This is a genomic window from Pseudomonas sp. TREG-RG-20F-10-E-6-01 (assembly GCF_022662455.1).
Taxonomy (GTDB): Bacteria; Pseudomonadota; Gammaproteobacteria; order Pseudomonadales; family Pseudomonadaceae; genus Aquipseudomonas.
Genome location: NZ_JAKNQP010000012.1, coordinates 53,872 through 71,828 on the forward strand (window position 1 = coordinate 53,872; position 17,957 = coordinate 71,828).

Consider the following 17,957-nt stretch of genomic DNA (forward strand, 5'->3'; position numbering starts at 1 on the left):
CCATGACAACACCTGTAATCAGCTTGGTATCCATCGGCGCCCACCCCACTTCCGGCCGGCCACGCCGCGCGGAGCAGGATGCTCGCGCCGTCGAGTTGGGCCTGCAAATGGCTGGGGATAAGTTGCAGGTGCTGCACGCCGGCAACATTCACGAGCCGACGTTGCGCAGTTACCTGGGCATGGGTTTGCCGCAATTGCACGTGCTTGAGCAGCCGGACGGCGCTGACGCCTTGCCGGCCCTCAGCGATTACCTGCGCGGTGCCGGTGCCCAGGTGGTGCTCACCGGCAGCCAGGCGGAAACCGGCGAGGGCTCGGGCATGTTGCCGTTTCTGCTGGCCGAGCAACTGGGCTGGCCGCTGATTGTCGGCCTGGCGCAGGTGGAGTCCATCGACGGCGGCATCGCCCACGTGCTGCAAGCCTTGCCGCGCGGGCAGCGGCGGCGCTTGAAGGTGCGCCTGCCGTTTCTGGCCACGGTGGATAACGCCGCGCCCAAGCCACGGCAAAGCGCCTACGGCCCTGGGCAGCGCGGAGAATTGGCCGCCCATGAAGTCGAGATTGAGCAAGACGAGTTATTCACAGGTGCGGTGCTGCAGCCGGCCAAGCCGCGGCCCAAGCGCCTCAAGGTGATCAAGGCCAAGAGCGGCGCCGACCGCATGAAGGCTGCTACGGCCAAGGCCAGCGGCGGCGGGGGGCAAGTGCTCAAGGGGCTTAGTCCCGAGGCGGGTGCCGAGGCCATTCTCAAGCTGCTGATTGAGGAAGGCGTGGTGCGCTGATGCCCTGTGGGAGCTGGTTTGTGTGGGAGCTGGCTTGCCTGCGACAGCCTCACTTCGGTCTAGCTGATAAACCGAGTTGCCTGCATCGCGGGCAAGCCCGGCTCCCACATTTGATCTGTGGGCTTACCCACAATCCCTGTTGACCCGTCTGTGGATAACCTGTTCGCGGTTGTCCACAGCCCCGGTAAATCAAGCCCTGTAGCCCCCTGTACGAAAAACAACCAGGCTAACCAGCGGTTTTTCCTGGGGTTTTTCTATGAATAACTTCTTTTGCCCGTACCGACTTGCCCCCAAAGTCTGTTGGCGCTTCTGTGGATAAGATGTTCGCTACCGGCTGCAGGCCACGTAGGTAAAGGCTTTCATTGATGCGATCAAAATTTGATCAATTCGCGCTGTTTGCTCAATTAAAACCTTGAAACCTCCGATTTATGAAGGGTTGACGCGGTTTTCCACAGCATCGGTAAAGTTGCCCCCAAAGTCTGTTGGTGCTTCTGTGGATAAGGTGTTCGCGTACTGCCACAGGCCACGTATTTAGAGGCTATCAGAGAGTTGATCAATAAGTGATCAAGCGATTGCGAAAGCGCACGGCTGGAATAAGTCACGGATTTTCTTCATTTATTTTCAGAAGACCGCGCACTTGCCCACAATTGCTGTGGGTGGCTTTGTGGATAAGTTGTTGGGCGAAGGCTGGAGGGCAAGGCGGGAAAGGGTTGCAAGGGAGTTGATCAATTCTTGAGCAGTGTGGAAACCTGATGTGGGAGCGGGCTCGCTCGCGAAGGCGGTGTGTCAGTCACCCGATGGGCTGGCTGATCCACTGCATTCGCGGGCAAGCCCGCTCCCACATTTTGATCGGTCGCGTGTCAGTTACTCGTGTGCGGCCACGCCCTTGAGGTAAGGCGCCGGCGCAGCGCCCAGGTTGCTCAGCAAGCGCTCGCTGTACCAATCCACAAAATTCACCACACCAAACTCATACGTCTTGGAGTAAGGCCCTGGCTGATAGGCGGTGGAGTTGATCCCGCGCTGGTTTTCTTCGGCCAGGCGACGGTCCTGGTCGTTGGTGGCGTCCCACACTTTGCGCATGCGCTCCACGTCGTAGTCCACGCCTTCGACGGCGTCCTTGTGCACGATCCACTTGGTGGTGACCATGGTTTCCTGGGCGCTGATTGGCCACACGGTGAACACGATGATGTGATCGCCCATGCAGTGGTTCCACGAGTGCGGCAGGTGCAGGATGCGCATCGAGCCCAGGTCCGGGTTCTTGATGCGGCCCATCAGCTTGTTGCAGCCTTGCTTGCCGTCCAGGGTCATCGACACGGTGCCCTTGAGCAGCGGCATGCGCACGATGCGGTTACGCAGGCCGAAGCTGGCGTGGGCGTAAGGGATCTTCTCGGCATCCCAGGCGGCGGCGGAAGCGGCGACGTGGTCCTTGAAGGCCTGGTCGGCGCGCGGGTCGGTGACGTCGTCCCACTCCAGCAGAGTTTTCAACAGTTCCGGGTGCGAGGCGTTGCAGTGGTAGCACTCGCGGTTGTTTTCCAGCACCAGCTTCCAGTTGGCTTTTTCGAACAAGGTGGTCTGGATCGCCACCTTGGTGTTTTCCATGTCGTAGGGTTCCATGTAGTGGTTCAGCGTCGACAGGAAGTCGTCGATGGCCGGCGGGTTCTCGGCCAGGCTGATGAAGATGTAGCCGCCGGCGGTCTTCACGTTCACGGGTTTCAAGCCGTACTGCTTCATGTCGAAGTCGGCGCCCATCTCGGTGCCGGCGAACAGCAGGCGGCCGTCGAGCTCGTAGGTCCACTGGTGGTAGTGACAGACGAGTTTGGCGACCTTGCCCTTGTCGCTGGTGCACAAGCGCGACCCACGGTGGCGGCACACGTTGTGAAAGGCATGCACCACGCCTTCGGCGCCACGGATTACGATGATCGGGTTCTTGCCCACTTGCAGGGTCAGGTAATTGCCTTTGGTGGGGATCTCGCAGGTCATGCCGGCGATCAACCACTCTTTCTGGAAGATCTCCTGCATGTCGATATCAAACAGCCGCTCGTCAGAGTAAAACGGCTGCGGCAGCGAAAAAGTGCGCTCGCGCTCTTGCAGCATTTGCGCGGTGGCCTTGCGTGCGGGTTCCAGCGGATCGCCCAAGCTTAAGGTTGCGGTGACGTCCATCGTGTGTGTCCTCAGGGCCATTCTGTGTGGCCGGCGAATAGTGGCTGATCAGGTTTTGCAGCAAGGCGTAAAGAAAGCGTCGTTGTTGGGAGCGAGTGTGGGCCCGGCAAAGGCCAGAACCTTGTCCATTAGCGACATGGCCCACTCTGATCCCGACGCGCAACCCCCGTGGTATGGGGGCTGGTCGCGATAAGTATGTGAATGTCGCAGATAGGTAAATGGACGTTTCTCGCGTTACGCAGAATCGCCACCATCAGGCCGATATACGGCTGCGGAGAACAGCATGTCCAACAGCTTCCTGAATCCGGTCACCACCCAGACCTGGGCCAATGGTCGGCACATTGTCCGTTGCGTCAAAGTCATCCAGGAAACCTGGGACGTGCGCACCTTCTGCTTCATGGCCGACCAGCCGATCCTGTTCTTTTTCAAGCCGGGGCAGTTCGTCACCCTGGAGCTGGAAATCGACGGCCAGCCGATCATGCGCTCCTACACCATCTCCAGTTCACCGTCGGTGCCGTACAGCTTTTCGGTGACGATCAAACGCGTGCCGGGCGGCAAGGTTTCCAACTGGCTGCACGACACGCTGCACGAAGGCCAGGAGCTGGCGGTGCACGGGCCGGTCGGGTTGTTCAATGCCATCGACTTCAGCAACCCCAAGGTCCTCTACCTCAGCGGCGGCGTCGGCATCACGCCGGTGATGTCCATGGCGCGGTGGTATTACGACACCAACGCCAATGTCGACATGACCTTTATCCACAGCGCGCGCTCGCCCAAAGACATCATTTACCACCGCGAGCTGGAACACATGGCGTCGCGGATCGACAACTTCAGCCTGCACCTGATCTGTGAAAAACACGGCCTGGGCGAGCCCTGGGCCGGTTATCGCGGCTACCTGAACCACAAGATGCTCGAACTGATGGTGCCGGACTTCCTCGAGCGCGAAGTGTTCTGCTGTGGCCCTACGCCGTACATGAACGCGGTGAAGCGCCTGCTGGAAGTGGCGGGCTTTGACATGACGCGTTACCACGAAGAGTCCTTTGGCGCGACACCGCCGGAAGCGCGTGCCGACGCGGTGGAGCAGGCCGAACAGGCCGCCGACGCACCGGAAATCGACTTGGCCGACCTGCATCAGGTGGAATTCATTGCGTCGGGCAAGAGCATTCGCGTGGCACCGGGCGAAACCGTCCACGCCGCTGCGGCCAAGCTTGGCCTGCTGATTCCCAAAGCCTGCGGGATGGGCATCTGCGGCACCTGCAAGGTGATGAAGCTGGGCGGGGAGGTCGAGATGGACCACAACGGCGGGATTACCGAAGAAGACGAGGCCGAAGGCTACATCCTGTCGTGCTGCAGTGTGCCGAAGGGTGATGTGCGGATCGAGTTCTGATAGGCCAAACCCTCAAACGGGCAGGGTCAAATGTGGGAGGGGGCTTGCCCCCGATGGCAGTGGAACAGTCACTGATGCATTGACTGAAAGACTGCTATCGGGGGCAAGCCCCCTCTCACATTTTGTTCAGTGGTGAATTCAGGCGCCCATCACTTCGCGGATGTCTGCCGCCAATTCGCGCACGCGCTCTTCTTCGGTATCCCACGCACACATGAACCGCGCGCCGCCTTTGCCGATGAAGGTGTAAAAGCGCCAGCCCTTGGCCGTCAAGGCCTCGATGGCCGCTTCCGAGAGTTGCAGGAACACGCCGTTGGCTTGCACCGGGAACATCAATTCCACACCAGGAATGTCTGCCACCAGGCTGCTCAGCAATTGCGCGCAGTGGTTGGCGTGGCGTGCGTGTTTGAGCCAGGCGTCGTTTTCCAGCAGGCCCACCCACGGCGCCGAGAGAAAGCGCATCTTTGATGCAAGCTGACCGGCCTGTTTGCAGCGGTAATCGAAGTCTTCGGCCAGCTTGTGGTTGAAGAACAGGATGGCTTCACCCACCGCCATGCCGTTTTTCGTGCCGCCGAAGCACAATACGTCCACGCCGGCTTTCCAGGTCAAGTCGGCCGGGGAACAGCCGAGGAACGCGCAGGCGTTGGAGAAGCGTGCGCCGTCCATGTGCAGGTTCAGGCCCAGTTCTTTGCAGGTGGCACTGATCGCACGGATTTCTTGCGGGGTGTACACGCTGCCGACTTCGGTGGCTTGGGTCAGGGTGACCACGCGTGGTTTGGGGTAATGAATGTCCTGGCGCTTGAGCGCGATCTCGCGGATCGATTCCGGGGTCAGCTTGCCGTTTTCGGTGCGGGCGGTGAGCAGTTTGGAGCCGTTGGAGAAAAACTCCGGCGCGCCGCATTCGTCGGTTTCGACGTGGGCGGTTTCCGAGCAAATCACGCTATGGTAGCTCTGGCACAGCGAGGACAGCGCCAGCGAGTTGGCGGCGGTGCCGTTGAAGGCGAAGAAGACTTCGCAGTCGGTTTCGAACAGATTGCGGAAACCGTCGGCGGCGCGGTGGGTCCATTCATCATCGCCGTAGGCGCGTTGATGGCCCTGGTTGGCGAGTTCCATGGCGGCCCAGGCTTCCGGGCAAATGCCGGAATAGTTGTCGCTGGCGAATTGTTGGCTCTTGTCGGTCATGGCCCATTCCTGTGGTCGATGTTGGTGCGCACTGTAACCAAGAATGTTGGGCGGGCGCACGCACTGTAAATGCAAAGTCACTGGGGAATTATGCACGGTACTGAAACGATTCCTGCCAAGCAGGCGCGCGATGGCGCCTTGGACCTGCTCAAGTGGCTGGCGCTGTTGAGCATGGTCCTGGATCACCTGCGCTATGTCGGTTGGAGCCTGGATGGCCTGTACGTGCCGGGGCGCCTCGCATTCCCGTGGTTTTGCCTGGCGATTGCGGCGAACCTGCACCGGGTCAAAGATGCGCCGGTAACGGGCCAATGGCGTTACCTGGGCTGGCTGCTGCTGTTCAGTGTGATCAGCGAAGTGCCGTACCGACTGTTTATCGACGATGCCGATACCTTGAACGTGCTGCCGACCCTGGCGCTGGGGCTGCTGGTTGCCCGAGGATGGCAGCAGAAGGCGCTTGTTGATCGAGGATTGGCGCTGATCGCCCTCGCTTTGAGCGCGGTGTTTACCACGCAGTTGATGTTCGGTTTTTTCGGTGTCTTGCTGCCGCTGGCGATGCTGATGGTGTTTCGTCGACCTTGGTATTTCAGCGCGTTGCCAGGGTTGGTCTGTGTGGCCGCCAATCAATGGCAGATTTTGCTCAATAGCGGCACGCCCGTGGCGCTTTTGGGATTGGCCGCTTGCCTGATCGCGCCATTGGCCGGTTTGGTCTTGTTGCGACAGGCCAAAAACTTCTCGCCTCCGGCCATGCGCCGTTGGGCGTATGCCCTTTATCCCCTGCATTTCCTGCTGCTGCTACTCGTGCGCCAGACCCTCGCCTGACCCCTGTGGGAGGGGGCTTGCCCCCGATGGCAGTGTGTCTGCCGACACATGTGCAAGCTGATCCACCGCTATCGGGGGCAAGTCCCCTCCCACATTTGTTCTGCGTTGTTGCCGCTATGTCGTAAACGCACCTTTGCGTGGCGTCCGTAGGCATTTGACCTGTCTGCGCCAGCCCTACCATCGCACCAAAGGGCCCTGCACGGGCCTCAACAATACGAAAGGCTGGGAGAGACGCGATGTTCAGCAAAAAAGACCAGATCCAGGGATATGACGACGCCTTGCTGGCGGCGATGAATGCCGAGGAGCAGCGTCAGGAAGACCATATCGAGCTGATCGCGTCAGAGAACTACACCAGCAAACGCGTGATGGAAGCTCAGGGCAGCGGCCTCACCAACAAATACGCCGAAGGCTACCCCGGCAAGCGCTACTACGGCGGCTGCGAGCACGTGGACAAGGTTGAAGCCCTGGCCATCGAACGCGCCAAGCAGCTGTTCGGCGCCGATTACGCCAACGTGCAGCCGCACTCCGGCTCGTCCGCCAACAGCGCGGTGTACCTGGCGCTGCTGAACGCCGGCGACACCATCCTCGGCATGAGCCTGGCCCATGGCGGTCACTTGACCCACGGCGCCAAAGTGTCGTCCTCGGGCAAGCTGTACAACGCGGTGCAATACGGCATCAACACCGACACCGGCCTGATCGACTACGACGAAGTCGAGCGCCTGGCGGTGGAGCACAAGCCAAAAATGGTCGTGGCGGGTTTCTCTGCCTATTCCAAGACTTTGGATTTCCCACGTTTCCGCGCGATTGCCGACAAGGTTGGCGCGCTGCTGTTTGTCGACATGGCCCACGTCGCTGGCCTGGTGGCCGCCGGTTTGTACCCGAACCCGCTGCCGTATGCCGACGTGGTTACCACCACCACCCACAAGACCCTGCGCGGTCCGCGTGGCGGTTTGATCCTGGCCAAGGCCAACGAAGAAATCGAGAAGAAACTCAACGCCGCCGTCTTCCCCGGCGCCCAGGGCGGCCCGCTGATGCATGTGATCGCCGGCAAGGCGGTGTGCTTCAAGGAAGCGGCGGAGCCTGGCTTCAAGGTCTACCAGCAACAAGTGATCGAAAACGCCCAGGCCATGGCCAGTGTGTTTATCAAGCGCGGCTACGACGTGGTGTCCGGCGGCACCGACAACCACCTGTTCCTGGTCAGCCTGATCCGTCAGGGCCTCACCGGCAAAGAGGCGGACGCCGCCCTTGGCCGCGCCCACATCACGGTCAACAAGAACGCTGTGCCGAATGACCCGCAGTCGCCGTTCGTGACCTCGGGCCTGCGCATCGGCACCCCGGCGGTGACCACGCGTGGCTTCAAAGTGCCGCAATGCATTGAGCTGGCCGGCTGGATCTGCGACATCCTCGACAACCTCGGCGACGCCGACGTCGAGGCCAACGTGGCCAAGCACGTGTCTGCCCTGTGCGCTGATTTCCCGGTTTATCGCTGAGCGCGGTTTTGGAGTAATGACTATGCAACGCTACTCGGGCTTCGGCCTCTTCAAGCACTCACTCAGCCACCACGAAAACTGGCAGAAGATGTGGCGCACGCCCACGCCGAAAAAGGTCTACGACGTGGTCATCGTCGGCGGCGGCGGGCATGGTCTGGCGACCGCCTACTACCTGGCCAAAGAACACGGCATCACCAATGTGGCTGTGGTCGAGAAAGGCTGGCTGGGCGGCGGTAACACCGCGCGCAACACCACTATCGTACGTTCCAACTACCTGTGGGACGAGTCGGCGCACCTGTACGAACACGCGATGAAACTGTGGGAAGGCCTGTCCCAGGACCTGAACTACAACGTGATGTTCTCCCAACGTGGCGTCTACAACCTGTGCCACACCCTGCAAGACATTCGTGATTCCGAGCGCCGCGTCAGCGCCAACCGCCTCAACGGCGTGGACGGCGAACTGCTCAACGCCAAACAGGTGGCCGACGAGATCCCGTACCTCGACTGCTCGAAAAACACCCGCTACCCGGTACTCGGCGCCACCGTGCAACGGCGCGGCGGCGTGGCCCGTCACGACGCCGTGGCCTGGGGCTTTGCCCGCGCGGCGGATGCACTCGGCGTGGACTTGATCCAGCAGACCGAAGTGATCGGCTTTCGCAAAGAAAACGGCGTGTGCATCGGCGTGGAAACCAACAAAGGCTTTATCGGCGCCAAGCGCGTCGGTGTGGTGACGGCCGGTAACTCCGGGCACATGGCTTCGTTGGCGGGTTTTCGCCTGCCGATCGAATCCCACCCGCTGCAAGCGCTCGTTTCCGAGCCGATCAAGCCGATTATCGACAGCGTGATTATGTCCAACGCCGTGCACGGTTACATCAGCCAGTCCGACAAGGGCGACCTGGTGATCGGCGCCGGCATCGACGGCTACAACGGCTACGGCCAGCGCGGCTCGTATCCGGTGATCGAACACACCATCCAGGCCATCGTCGAGATGTTCCCGGTGCTGTCGCGCGTGCGCATGAACCGTCAGTGGGGCGGCATCGTCGACACCACGCCGGACGCCTGCCCGATCATCTCCAAGACGCCGGTGCCGAACATGTTCTTCAACTGCGGTTGGGGCACGGGTGGCTTCAAGGCCACGCCGGGCTCAGGCAACGTGTTTGCCGCAAGCCTGGCCAAGGGTGAAATGCACCCGCTGGCCGCGCCTTTCTCCATCGACCGTTTCCACAACGGTGCGTTGATCGACGAACACGGCGCTGCGGCCGTCGCCCACTAACAGGAGAAATTCCTATGTTGCATATCTTCTGTCCTCACTGTGGCGAACTGCGCTCCGAAGAGGAATTCCACGCATCCGGCCAAGCGCATATCCCGCGCCCGCTGGACCCGAACGCCTGCACCGATGAGCAGTGGGGCGACTACATGTTCTTCCGCGATAACCCGCGTGGCCTGCACCACGAGCTGTGGATTCACGCCGCCGGTTGCCGCCAGTATTTCAACGCCACGCGCGACACCGTGACCTACGAAATTCTTGAAACCTACAAGATAGGCACCCAGCCGCAATTCACCGCCAAGGCTTCTGGAGAGAAGGTATGAGCCAGATCAATCGCCTGTCCAACGGTGGTCGCATCGACCGTAATAAAGTCCTGACGTTTACCTTCAACGGCCAGAGCTACAAAGGCTTTGAGGGCGACACGTTGGCCGCCGCCTTGCTGGCCAATGGCGTCGACATCATCGGCCGCAGCTTCAAGTACTCGCGCCCGCGCGGCATCTTTGCCGCCGGCGCCGAAGAGCCGAACGCGGTGCTGCAGATCGGCGCCACCGAAGCCACGCAAATCCCTAACGTGCGTGCCACGCAACAGGCGCTTTACCAGGGTTTGGTCGCCACCAGCACCAACGGCTGGCCGAGCGTGAACAACGACATGATGGGCATTCTCGGCAAGGTCGGCGGCAAGCTGATGCCGCCGGGTTTCTACTACAAAACCTTCATGTACCCGCAATCGTTCTGGATGACCTACGAGAAGTACATCCGCAAGGCCGCAGGTCTTGGTCGCTCGCCGACCGAGAACGACCCGGACACCTACGACAACTTCAACCGTCACTGCGACGTGTTGGTGGTTGGCGCCGGCCCTGCTGGCCTGGCCGCCGCACTGGCTGCCGCGCGCAGCGGTGCCCGTGTGATCCTCGCCGATGAGCAGGAAGAGTTCGGTGGTTCGCTGCTGGATTCGCGAGAAAGCCTTGACGGCAAGCCGGCTGCTGATTGGGTCGCCAGCGTCATCGCAGAACTCAAAGCCCTGCCGGACGTGGTGCTGCTGCCTCGCGCCACCGTCAACGGTTACCACGACCACAACTTCCTGACCATTCACGAACGCCTCACCGATCACCTCGGTGACCGTGCGCCGATTGGCGTGGTGCGTCAGCGCATCCACCGTGTGCGTGCCAAGCGTGTGGTGCTGGCAACCGGTGCCTGCGAGCGCCCGCTGGTGTACGGCAACAACGACGTGCCGGGCAACATGCTCGCTGGCGCTGTCTCGACTTACGTGCGCCGTTACGGCGTGGCACCCGGTAAAAAACTGGTGCTGTCGACCAACAACGACCACGCCTACCGCGTAGCGCTGGACTGGTTCGACGCCGGCCTCACCGTCGTGGCTGTGGCCGATGCGCGCCACAACCCTCGCGGTGCGCTGGTGGAAGAAGCCCGCGCCAAAGGCATTCGTATCCTCACCGGCAGCGCCGTGATCGAAGCGCGTGGCAGCAAGCACGTGACCGGCGCCCGCGTGGCGGCCATCGACGTCAAAGCGCATAAAGTCACCAGCCCCGGCGAGTGGCTGGAGTGCGACCTGGTCGCCAGCTCCGGCGGTTACAGCCCGGTGGTTCACCTGGCTTCGCACTTGGGCGGCAAGCCGACCTGGCGTGAAGACATCCTCGGTTTCGTACCGGGTGAAGCGCCGCAAAAACGCGTGTGCGTGGGTGGCATCAATGGCGTCTACGGCCTTGGCGATTCCCTGGCCGACGGTTTTGAAGGCGGCGTGCGCGCGGCCAGCGAAGCCGGTTTTGCGCCGGTGGAAGGCACGCTGCCCAAAGCCTTGAGCCGTCTGGAAGAGCCGACGCTGGCGCTGTTCCAGGTGCCTCACGAGAAAGCCACTGCACGGGCGCCGAAGCAATTTGTCGACCTGCAAAACGACGTGACCGCCGCCGCCATCGAACTGGCGACCCGCGAAGGGTTCGAGTCGGTCGAGCACGTCAAACGCTACACCGCGTTGGGCTTCGGCACCGACCAGGGCAAGTTGGGTAACGTCAACGGCCTGGCGATTGCGGCCCGTTCGCTGAACGTGACCATCCCGCAGATGGGCACCACGATGTTCCGCCCCAACTACACGCCGGTCACCTTCGGCGCCGTTGCGGGCCGCCACTGTGGGCACATCTTCGAGCCGGTGCGTTACACCGCGCTGCAGGCCTGGCACGTGAAAAACGGCGCCGAGTTTGAAGACGTCGGCCAGTGGAAACGCCCCTGGTACTTCCCGCGCAATGGCGAAGACCTGCACGCCGCCGTCAAACGCGAATGCCTGGCCGTGCGCGACAGCGTCGGCCTGCTGGATGCGTCCACCCTGGGCAAGATCGACATTCAAGGCCCGGACGCCCGCGAGTTCCTCAACCGCATCTACACCAACGCCTGGACCAAGCTCGATGTAGTCAAGGCGCGCTACGGCCTGATGTGCAAGGAAGACGGCATGGTCTTCGACGACGGCGTGACTGCCTGCCTCGCCGACAACCACTTCCTGATGACCACCACCACCGGCGGCGCCGCTCGCGTATTGCAGTGGCTGGAAATCTACCAACAGACCGAGTGGCCAGACCTCAAGGTGTACTTCACCTCGGTCACCGACCATTGGGCGACCATGACACTGTCCGGCCCCAACAGCCGCAAGCTGCTGGCCGAAGTGACGGATATCGACCTGGACAAGGACGGCTTCCCGTTCATGACCTGGAAAGAAGGCCTGGTCGGCGGCGTGCCGGCGCGGGTGTTCCGTATCTCGTTTACCGGTGAGCTGTCGTTTGAGGTCAACGTGCAGGCCGACTATGCCATGGGCGTGCTCGAGCAGATCGTCGAGGCCGGCAAAAAGTACAACCTGACCCCGTACGGCACCGAGACCATGCACGTGCTGCGGGCCGAGAAGGGCTTCATCATCGTCGGCCAGGACACCGACGGCTCGATGACCCCGGACGACCTGAACATGGGCTGGTGCGTAGGCCGTACCAAACCGTTCTCGTGGATCGGCTGGCGCGGGATGAACCGTGAAGACTGCGTGCGTGAAGAGCGCAAGCAACTGGTGGGCTTGAAGCCGATTGATCCGACCGTGTGGATGCCGGAAGGCGCGCAGCTGGTGTTCGATCCGAAGCAGACGATCCCGATGAAGATGGTCGGTCACGTCACCTCAAGCTATGCGCATAACTCGCTGGGTTACTCGTTCGCGATGGCGGTGGTGAAGGGCGGTTTGAAGCGTATCGGCGAGCGGGTGTTCTCACCGCAGGCCGATGGCAGCGTGATCGAGGCGGAGATTGTGTCCTCGGTGTTCTTTGACCCGAAAGGTGAGCGGCAGAACATCTGATAGACCGAGGCGCCTGTATCGGGGGCAAGCCCCCTCCCACATGTTGAAATGCATTCCCCTGTGGGAGGGGCCTTGCCCCCGATGAGGCCATTAGCCGCACAACAGAATTCAGATAGGTGCTTTATGACAGCAGCCAATGTTTACCAACAACGCCCCACCGCCGGTGCCAAGGCCGAGTCGTCGCTGCACCATGCCGACCTCGCCAGCCTGGTCGGCAAGGGCCGCAAGAATGCCGGCGTGACCGTGCGTGAAAAGAAACTGCTCGGCCACCTGACCCTTCGTGGCGATGGCCACGATGCGGCCTTCGCTGCCGGCGTGCACAAAGCCCTCGGCATCGAACTGCCTGGCGCCCTGCAAGTCATCATCAACGGCGAAACCAGCCTGCAATGGCTCGGCCCGGATGAGTGGCTATTAATCGTGCCAAGCGGTGAAGAATTCGCCGCCGAGCAAAAACTGCGGGCTGCCCTGGGCGACCTGCATATTCAGATCGTCAACGTCAGCGGCGGCCAGCAAATCCTCGAACTCAGCGGCCCGAATGTGCGCGACGTGCTGATGAAGTCCACCAGCTACGACGTGCACCCCAACAACTTCCCGGTGGGCAAGGCGGTGGGCACGGTGTTCGCCAAGTCGCAACTGGTGATCCGCCACACGGCCGAAGACACCTGGGAGCTGGTGATTCGTCGCAGCTTCTCGGACTACTGGTGGTTGTGGCTGCAGGATGCGTCCGCCGAATTCGGCCTGAGTGTTCAAGCCTGAGGAGTTACACACGATGAGCCGCGCACCTGATACATGGATTTTGACCGCCGACTGCCCCAGCGTGCTCGGCACGGTGGACGCGGTCACCCGCTACCTGTTCGAACAGGGCTGCTACGTCACCGAGCACCATTCGTTCGATGACCGCCTCTCGGGCCGGTTTTTTATTCGTGTGGAATTCCGCCAGCCCGACGGTTTTGACGAGCAAGCCTTCCGCGACGGCCTGGCCTCGCGCGGTGAAGCCTTTGGCATGATCTTCGAACTGACGGCGCCTAACTACCGGCCAAAAGTGGTGATCATGGTCTCCAAGGCCGATCACTGCCTCAACGACCTGCTGTACCGCCAGCGAATCGGCCAACTGTCGATGGACGTGGTCGCGGTGGTGTCCAACCACCCCGATCTCAAGCCGTTGGCCGACTGGCACCAGATTCCCTACTACCATTTCCCCCTCGACCCCAACGACAAACCGTCCCAGGAGCGTCAGGTGTGGCAAGTGATTGAAGAGACCGGCGCCGAACTGGTGATTCTTGCGCGCTACATGCAAGTGCTGTCGCCGGAACTGTGCCGCAAGCTGGATGGCAAGGCCATCAACATTCATCACTCGTTGCTGCCGGGGTTCAAGGGCGCCAAGCCGTATCACCAGGCCTACAACAAGGGCGTGAAGCTGGTCGGCGCTACTGCGCATTACATCAACAATGACCTGGACGAGGGCCCGATCATTGCCCAAGGCGTGGAGGTGGTGGACCACAGCCACTATCCCGAGGATTTGATTGCCAAGGGGCGGGATATCGAAGGGCTGACATTGGCCCGGGCGGTGGGGTATCACATTGAGCGACGGGTGTTTTTGAACGCCAATAGAACGGTGGTGCTCTGACTGAAGCCATCGGGGGCAAGCCCCCTCCCACAGTTGACTGCATTCACACATCAAAGGTGGGAGGGGGCTTGCCCCCGATGAGGCCCTAACAAACAACGCAAAAACAGCATCTGTAACCCGAGCACTTAAACGCGCTGCCTGCCTGGGCAACGCGGTTCCATAAAAACAACAGCGAGGTGAAAGCATGTCTGGTAATCGTGGTGTCGTGTATCTCGGCAACGGCAAGGTCGAAGTACAGAAAATCGACTATCCCAAAATGCAGGACCCCCGTGGCAGGAAGATTGAGCACGGCGTCATCCTGCGCGTGGTCTCCACCAACATCTGCGGCTCCGACCAACACATGGTGCGCGGCCGTACCACCGCCCAGACCGGCCTGGTCCTGGGGCATGAAATCACTGGCGAAGTGATCGAAAAGGGCAGCGACGTCGAAAACCTGAAAATCGGCGACCTGGTCTCGGTGCCGTTCAACGTGGCGTGCGGCCGCTGCCGCTCCTGCAAGGAACAACACACCGGCGTGTGCCTGACCGTTAACCCGGCCCGTGCCGGTGGCGCGTACGGTTATGTCGACATGGGCGACTGGACCGGCGGCCAGGCCGAATACGTGCTGGTGCCGTACGCCGACTTCAACCTGCTGAAACTGCCGGACCGCGACAAGGCCATGGAGAAAATCCGCGACCTGACCTGCCTCTCCGACATCCTGCCCACCGGCTACCACGGCGCCGTCACCGCTGGCGTTGGTCCGGGCAGCACGGTGTATATCGCCGGCGCCGGCCCGGTTGGCCTGGCCGCAGCCGCTTCGGCACGGTTGCTGGGCGCCGCTGTGGTGATCATCGGCGACGTCAACCCGATCCGCCTGGCCCATGCCAAGGCCCAGGGTTTTGAAATTGCCGACCTGTCCAAAGACACGCCTCTGCACGAACAGATCGCCGCATTGTTGGGCGAGCCGGAAGTTGACTGCGCCGTCGATGCCGTAGGCTTCGAAGCCCGTGGCCACGGCCATGAAGGCGCCAAGGCAGAAGCGCCGGCCACCGTGCTCAACTCGCTGATGGGCGTGGTCCGCGTGGCGGGCAAAATCGGCATTCCTGGCCTGTACGTCACCGAAGACCCAGGCGCTGTCGACGCCGCCGCGAAAATGGGCAGCCTGAGCATTCGCTTCGGTTTGGGCTGGGCTAAATCCCACAGCTTCCACACCGGCCAAACCCCGGTGATGAAGTACAACCGCCAGCTGATGCAGGCGATCATGTGGGACCGTATCAACATTGCCGAAATCGTTGGCGTGCAGGTCATCAGCCTGGATGACGCGCCGCGTGGGTACGGCGAGTTCGATGCGGGTGTGCCGAAGAAGTTTGTGATTGATCCGCATAAGATGTTTAGCGCGGCGTAAGGTTGAGCGTCAGTATGAGGGCGCCTCTGTGCGCCCTTGTATTAGGTGGTCAGTAAAAATACAAAAAATACGAGCTGATCATCATGGTTGTAGCGGAAGTTAAAAGGATGAGTGATGGTATGACCATCCAATATTTGAGTGCGCGTGGGATTTTCTCAACGTCTTCGACGAGTGCCAAGCGCCGCCATTGAAATATTCCTGGGATAACAATGACCGTCGCCATGGCCAATACGCGCTGCGGCCTCCCATCGAACGGGGTATTGCGAAAAGTATTCCTGTTTCCGGTGATGTAAGTGCTGCATTGCATATAGCGTTCTGCGGCATCCAATTTTTCAAACATGACATAGGTGATGAGCGGAAAGCTGAGTAACATAATGGCGCCCGCGCACATGCCGATATATTCCAAGGCCATTTAATCCTTTACCGTCCTATAGAGGAGTTTACCCGCGCCTTCGCCCATTGCGCTTCCTAGCTTGCCGCCTGCGAGCCCAATTGCGGCGCCCCCGACGATTGCGCAAGCCAATGCGCCGGCGCCCGCTGTAGGTATGCCAAAAACGAGCATACAAGCGCCAGTACCGACCTGGGCCCCAATTATCCCGCCTGCTGATGCGCCGCCAACGCCAAGCACTAACTTCCCTCCTTCGACATATTTTGCTTGGGTGCATTCTTGCTCACGTCCTGTCGAGCATGCCTCCGCAATTTCCAGCGCTGCCGCCCCTCCATCTAGCGCAATACCAATATAGGCGCCCTTCTTCAAGATCTGCGAGGCTTTAGCTATACGCTTGACTCTTTCTTCATACCCACGAATCTCCCCATGCTGCCAGTAACTTTTGCTGGAAATGCCCAACATCTTTTTAATCGAACCTTCGTTTTTCAAACCTGTTCCAAACCGGGCCATCCCGGATAGTTGCCCATCGAGCTTCGCAAACAGCGCCCGACGTTTGATCAGAAACTCATCTCTCGCAGCTGGGGTGCCCTTGGTTAAGTACTGCTTATGCAAATCGTCGATTTCCTTGAGGGTTGTCTCGATTTGCGCCAAGTGCTTGCTCCAGGCGCTACTGGCACTGCCAATGCCCAGGGACGCATGGGCCATGATGGCCTGCAACTGATCGTAGTTTTTGATCAGGAATTGATCCGTCGCGGAGTGGGCGAACAATGCCTGTTTAATGTTCTGCGCCGAGCGCATCAGTTGGGCTTCTTCCGTCGTGCAAGACGCGGTACGCGCATCGGGAATGATCACCAACTGCCCTGGCAATACCACGACGTTGCGGATGTGTTGGTTGAGGGTGTCGAACTTGGTTTGAATGTGAGGGTTGAGCGAAAGGTCGAGTTTAAGTAGCGGATAAGGCTGCGGCCGTTCATTAATAAATGCGTAAGGTCCCTGCATAGCGTGCACCTCCAAGTGACTGAGGCGCACGACTATAAGAAGCTGCTACAGGTGAGGTAAGACGCGTGCAGGGGCGTTTTTGACGTTTCAGAAAGGGACTACGCAAGTCCCGGCAGACGCTGACAAGTGTGAGTCATTCAAGCTTGGTAAGTCGCAGGTACGGATCCGCCACTTCGCCGTTTTTTATCACCCGCTTGCCGCCATAGTCGCAGTGAGTTTTACCGTCGCGCTCGTTGATTTCCTCGGGTTTGAGTTCGTACTCCGGGGCCAGGTAGTCGTCGCTGGTACCGGCGGTTTGGCCGGTCCATGTGTTGCCGTTGGCAGACGCGGTGTATTGATAACCTTCGCCATACGGCGCAGGGAGGTCGGGGTCTGTGTAGGGTGTGGAGTTGATATCGGCAGTGGCGGGGCATTGGCCAATGTCGGCGGCCGGCGCAGGGGGTTGCGGCGTGCTGAATACGCTGAAGATGGAGATCAATCCGATCATGGTGGTTACAGCTCCTGAGTAGGGATGCCCGATAGGGGTAGCCTTGGGTGAGCTGCAGCGATGGTTGGGTTCCGAGTTAAGGTTGTTTCGCGTGTAGGAAAGGGCAACTGGGCGCTGCCCTTCTTTGCATCGGGTATTTAAGCCTGCAAGCGCCGGCTGATCACATCCAGCAGATCACAGCCATCGCGCAATGGAATGGCGCAAAGCAAGGCGAAGTCCTGGAGGACAAGGTTGTCGGTGTTCAGGCCCTCACGAAACGCGAGGTTTTCCATGACTTGAGTCACCGCGCGGATGCGGTAGACGGCGGCGTCGTGGAGTACGTCGAGCGGGACTTGGGTGTCGATAAGCAGGGAAGGGGTGGTGCTGTCGTGGCCGGTGAGCGGCATGTATCGGTTCATGTTTTAAAACCCATTCAAGTAGAGGTGGGCTACACACTTATTCGTCGCCAAACGAATGGGTGGCAGCTGTACGCAGGTTGGCGAACCGGGAATGGAACCGGCAGACCCGAAGGTCTCCCGCGCACAGCCACCATGAAAGCAGCTATTGCGGACGCAAAAGAACCTGCAAAAAAGCAGAAGCTTTTGCACCATTCACCCGAGTCGCCAAACCCGTGTCGCCATGTGGACGACCGCCGAACTATAAGCGCCATCCATCGCCAGGAGC

16 protein-coding genes are annotated in these 17,957 nt (G+C 60.5%); 10 read left to right on the forward strand and 6 right to left on the reverse strand.

The features are described from left to right. Window positions 1-2: 2 nt before the first annotated feature. Window positions 3-773 (forward strand): electron transfer flavoprotein subunit beta, encoded by a 771-nt coding sequence (locus L8K08_RS25230; protein WP_242200652.1) that lies wholly within the window; start codon window positions 3-5, stop codon window positions 771-773. Window positions 774-1,637: 864 nt separating this feature from the next. Here the strand turns inward: L8K08_RS25230 and gbcA are convergent. After that, window positions 1,638-2,933, reverse strand: a complete 1,296-nt coding sequence (gene gbcA / locus L8K08_RS25235; protein WP_145157545.1) for a glycine-betaine demethylase subunit GbcA — start codon at window positions 2,931-2,933, stop codon at window positions 1,638-1,640. Window positions 2,934-3,216: 283 nt separating this feature from the next. Here gbcA and gbcB point away from each other — a divergent pair, with 283 nt between their 5' ends. Continuing rightward, window positions 3,217-4,317, forward strand: a complete 1,101-nt coding sequence (gene gbcB, locus L8K08_RS25240) for a glycine-betaine demethylase subunit GbcB (RefSeq protein WP_106575585.1) — start codon at window positions 3,217-3,219, stop codon at window positions 4,315-4,317. Between the two features lie 138 nt (window positions 4,318-4,455). Here the strand turns inward: gbcB and L8K08_RS25245 are convergent, their stop codons facing one another. Beyond that, window positions 4,456-5,496 (reverse strand): low specificity L-threonine aldolase, encoded by a 1,041-nt coding sequence (locus tag L8K08_RS25245; RefSeq protein WP_106575584.1) that lies wholly within the window; start codon window positions 5,494-5,496, stop codon window positions 4,456-4,458. 90 nt (window positions 5,497-5,586) lie between these two features. Here L8K08_RS25245 and L8K08_RS25250 point away from each other — a divergent pair, with 90 nt between their 5' ends. The 8 genes from L8K08_RS25250 (at window position 5,587) to fdhA (ending at window position 15,420) form a co-directional block, all read left to right on the forward strand. Beyond that, on the forward strand, window positions 5,587-6,315 hold the full coding sequence (locus L8K08_RS25250) for a TraX family protein (protein WP_242200654.1): 729 nt from the start codon (window positions 5,587-5,589) through the stop codon (window positions 6,313-6,315). A 236-nt stretch (window positions 6,316-6,551) separates the two neighbouring features. After that, entirely contained in the window at window positions 6,552-7,805 is a 1,254-nt protein-coding gene (glyA, locus tag L8K08_RS25255) for a serine hydroxymethyltransferase (protein WP_106575582.1), read from the forward strand. A gap of 22 nt (window positions 7,806-7,827) precedes the next feature. Beyond that, complete coding sequence (locus L8K08_RS25260; protein WP_010207084.1) at window positions 7,828-9,078, forward strand: sarcosine oxidase subunit beta; 1,251 nt, start codon at window positions 7,828-7,830, stop codon at window positions 9,076-9,078. Window positions 9,079-9,092: 14 nt separating this feature from the next. Next, on the forward strand, window positions 9,093-9,395 hold the full coding sequence (locus L8K08_RS25265; protein ID WP_074847785.1) for a sarcosine oxidase subunit delta: 303 nt from the start codon (window positions 9,093-9,095) through the stop codon (window positions 9,393-9,395). Next, entirely contained in the window at window positions 9,392-12,409 is a 3,018-nt protein-coding gene (locus L8K08_RS25270; RefSeq protein ID WP_242200657.1) for a sarcosine oxidase subunit alpha, read from the forward strand. The genes L8K08_RS25265 and L8K08_RS25270 overlap by 4 nt, the downstream gene beginning before the upstream one ends. Window positions 12,410-12,532: 123 nt before the next feature. Then, entirely contained in the window at window positions 12,533-13,165 is a 633-nt protein-coding gene (gene soxG, locus L8K08_RS25275; RefSeq protein WP_242200660.1) for a sarcosine oxidase subunit gamma family protein, read from the forward strand. Window positions 13,166-13,178: 13 nt separating this feature from the next. Then, complete coding sequence (gene purU / locus L8K08_RS25280; protein ID WP_242200662.1) at window positions 13,179-14,036, forward strand: formyltetrahydrofolate deformylase; 858 nt, start codon at window positions 13,179-13,181, stop codon at window positions 14,034-14,036. 184 nt (window positions 14,037-14,220) lie between these two features. Continuing rightward, window positions 14,221-15,420 carry a formaldehyde dehydrogenase, glutathione-independent gene (gene fdhA, locus L8K08_RS25285; RefSeq protein WP_242200664.1) on the forward strand — a complete coding sequence of 400 codons (1,200 nt, stop codon included), beginning with the start codon at window positions 14,221-14,223 and terminating at the stop codon, window positions 15,418-15,420. Between the two features lie 49 nt (window positions 15,421-15,469). Here fdhA and L8K08_RS25290 read toward each other — a convergent pair whose 3' ends face one another. The 4 genes from L8K08_RS25290 to L8K08_RS25305 form a co-directional block, all read right to left on the reverse strand. Further along, complete coding sequence (locus L8K08_RS25290; protein WP_242200667.1) at window positions 15,470-15,832, reverse strand: hypothetical protein; 363 nt, start codon at window positions 15,830-15,832, stop codon at window positions 15,470-15,472. After that, window positions 15,833-16,807, reverse strand: a complete 975-nt coding sequence (locus L8K08_RS25295; protein ID WP_242200668.1) for a hypothetical protein — start codon at window positions 16,805-16,807, stop codon at window positions 15,833-15,835. A 133-nt stretch (window positions 16,808-16,940) separates the two neighbouring features. Then, window positions 16,941-17,294 (reverse strand): hypothetical protein, encoded by a 354-nt coding sequence (locus L8K08_RS25300; protein WP_242200670.1) that lies wholly within the window; start codon window positions 17,292-17,294, stop codon window positions 16,941-16,943. A 137-nt stretch (window positions 17,295-17,431) separates the two neighbouring features. Continuing rightward, window positions 17,432-17,692 (reverse strand): hypothetical protein, encoded by a 261-nt coding sequence (locus L8K08_RS25305; protein ID WP_237235701.1) that lies wholly within the window; start codon window positions 17,690-17,692, stop codon window positions 17,432-17,434. Window positions 17,693-17,957 lie beyond the last annotated feature (265 nt).

What these genes read in the sequence shown, in the direction of transcription:
- L8K08_RS25230 (WP_242200652.1), top strand. Translation starts at nt 3, where the DNA reads ATGACAACACCTGTAATCAGCTTGGTATCCATCGGCGCCCACCCCACT.
- gbcA (WP_145157545.1), bottom strand. Translation starts at nt 2,933, where the DNA reads ATGGACGTCACCGCAACCTTAAGCTTGGGCGATCCGCTGGAACCCGCA.
- gbcB (WP_106575585.1), top strand. Translation starts at nt 3,217, where the DNA reads ATGTCCAACAGCTTCCTGAATCCGGTCACCACCCAGACCTGGGCCAAT.
- L8K08_RS25245 (WP_106575584.1), bottom strand. Translation starts at nt 5,496, where the DNA reads ATGACCGACAAGAGCCAACAATTCGCCAGCGACAACTATTCCGGCATT.
- L8K08_RS25250 (WP_242200654.1), top strand. Translation starts at nt 5,587, where the DNA reads ATGCACGGTACTGAAACGATTCCTGCCAAGCAGGCGCGCGATGGCGCC.
- glyA (WP_106575582.1), top strand. Translation starts at nt 6,552, where the DNA reads ATGTTCAGCAAAAAAGACCAGATCCAGGGATATGACGACGCCTTGCTG.
- L8K08_RS25260 (WP_010207084.1), top strand. Translation starts at nt 7,828, where the DNA reads ATGCAACGCTACTCGGGCTTCGGCCTCTTCAAGCACTCACTCAGCCAC.
- L8K08_RS25265 (WP_074847785.1), top strand. Translation starts at nt 9,093, where the DNA reads ATGTTGCATATCTTCTGTCCTCACTGTGGCGAACTGCGCTCCGAAGAG.
- L8K08_RS25270 (WP_242200657.1), top strand. Translation starts at nt 9,392, where the DNA reads ATGAGCCAGATCAATCGCCTGTCCAACGGTGGTCGCATCGACCGTAAT.
- soxG (WP_242200660.1), top strand. Translation starts at nt 12,533, where the DNA reads ATGACAGCAGCCAATGTTTACCAACAACGCCCCACCGCCGGTGCCAAG.
- purU (WP_242200662.1), top strand. Translation starts at nt 13,179, where the DNA reads ATGAGCCGCGCACCTGATACATGGATTTTGACCGCCGACTGCCCCAGC.
- fdhA (WP_242200664.1), top strand. Translation starts at nt 14,221, where the DNA reads ATGTCTGGTAATCGTGGTGTCGTGTATCTCGGCAACGGCAAGGTCGAA.
- L8K08_RS25290 (WP_242200667.1), bottom strand. Translation starts at nt 15,832, where the DNA reads ATGGCCTTGGAATATATCGGCATGTGCGCGGGCGCCATTATGTTACTC.
- L8K08_RS25295 (WP_242200668.1), bottom strand. Translation starts at nt 16,807, where the DNA reads ATGCAGGGACCTTACGCATTTATTAATGAACGGCCGCAGCCTTATCCG.
- L8K08_RS25300 (WP_242200670.1), bottom strand. Translation starts at nt 17,294, where the DNA reads ATGATCGGATTGATCTCCATCTTCAGCGTATTCAGCACGCCGCAACCC.
- L8K08_RS25305 (WP_237235701.1), bottom strand. Translation starts at nt 17,692, where the DNA reads ATGAACCGATACATGCCGCTCACCGGCCACGACAGCACCACCCCTTCC.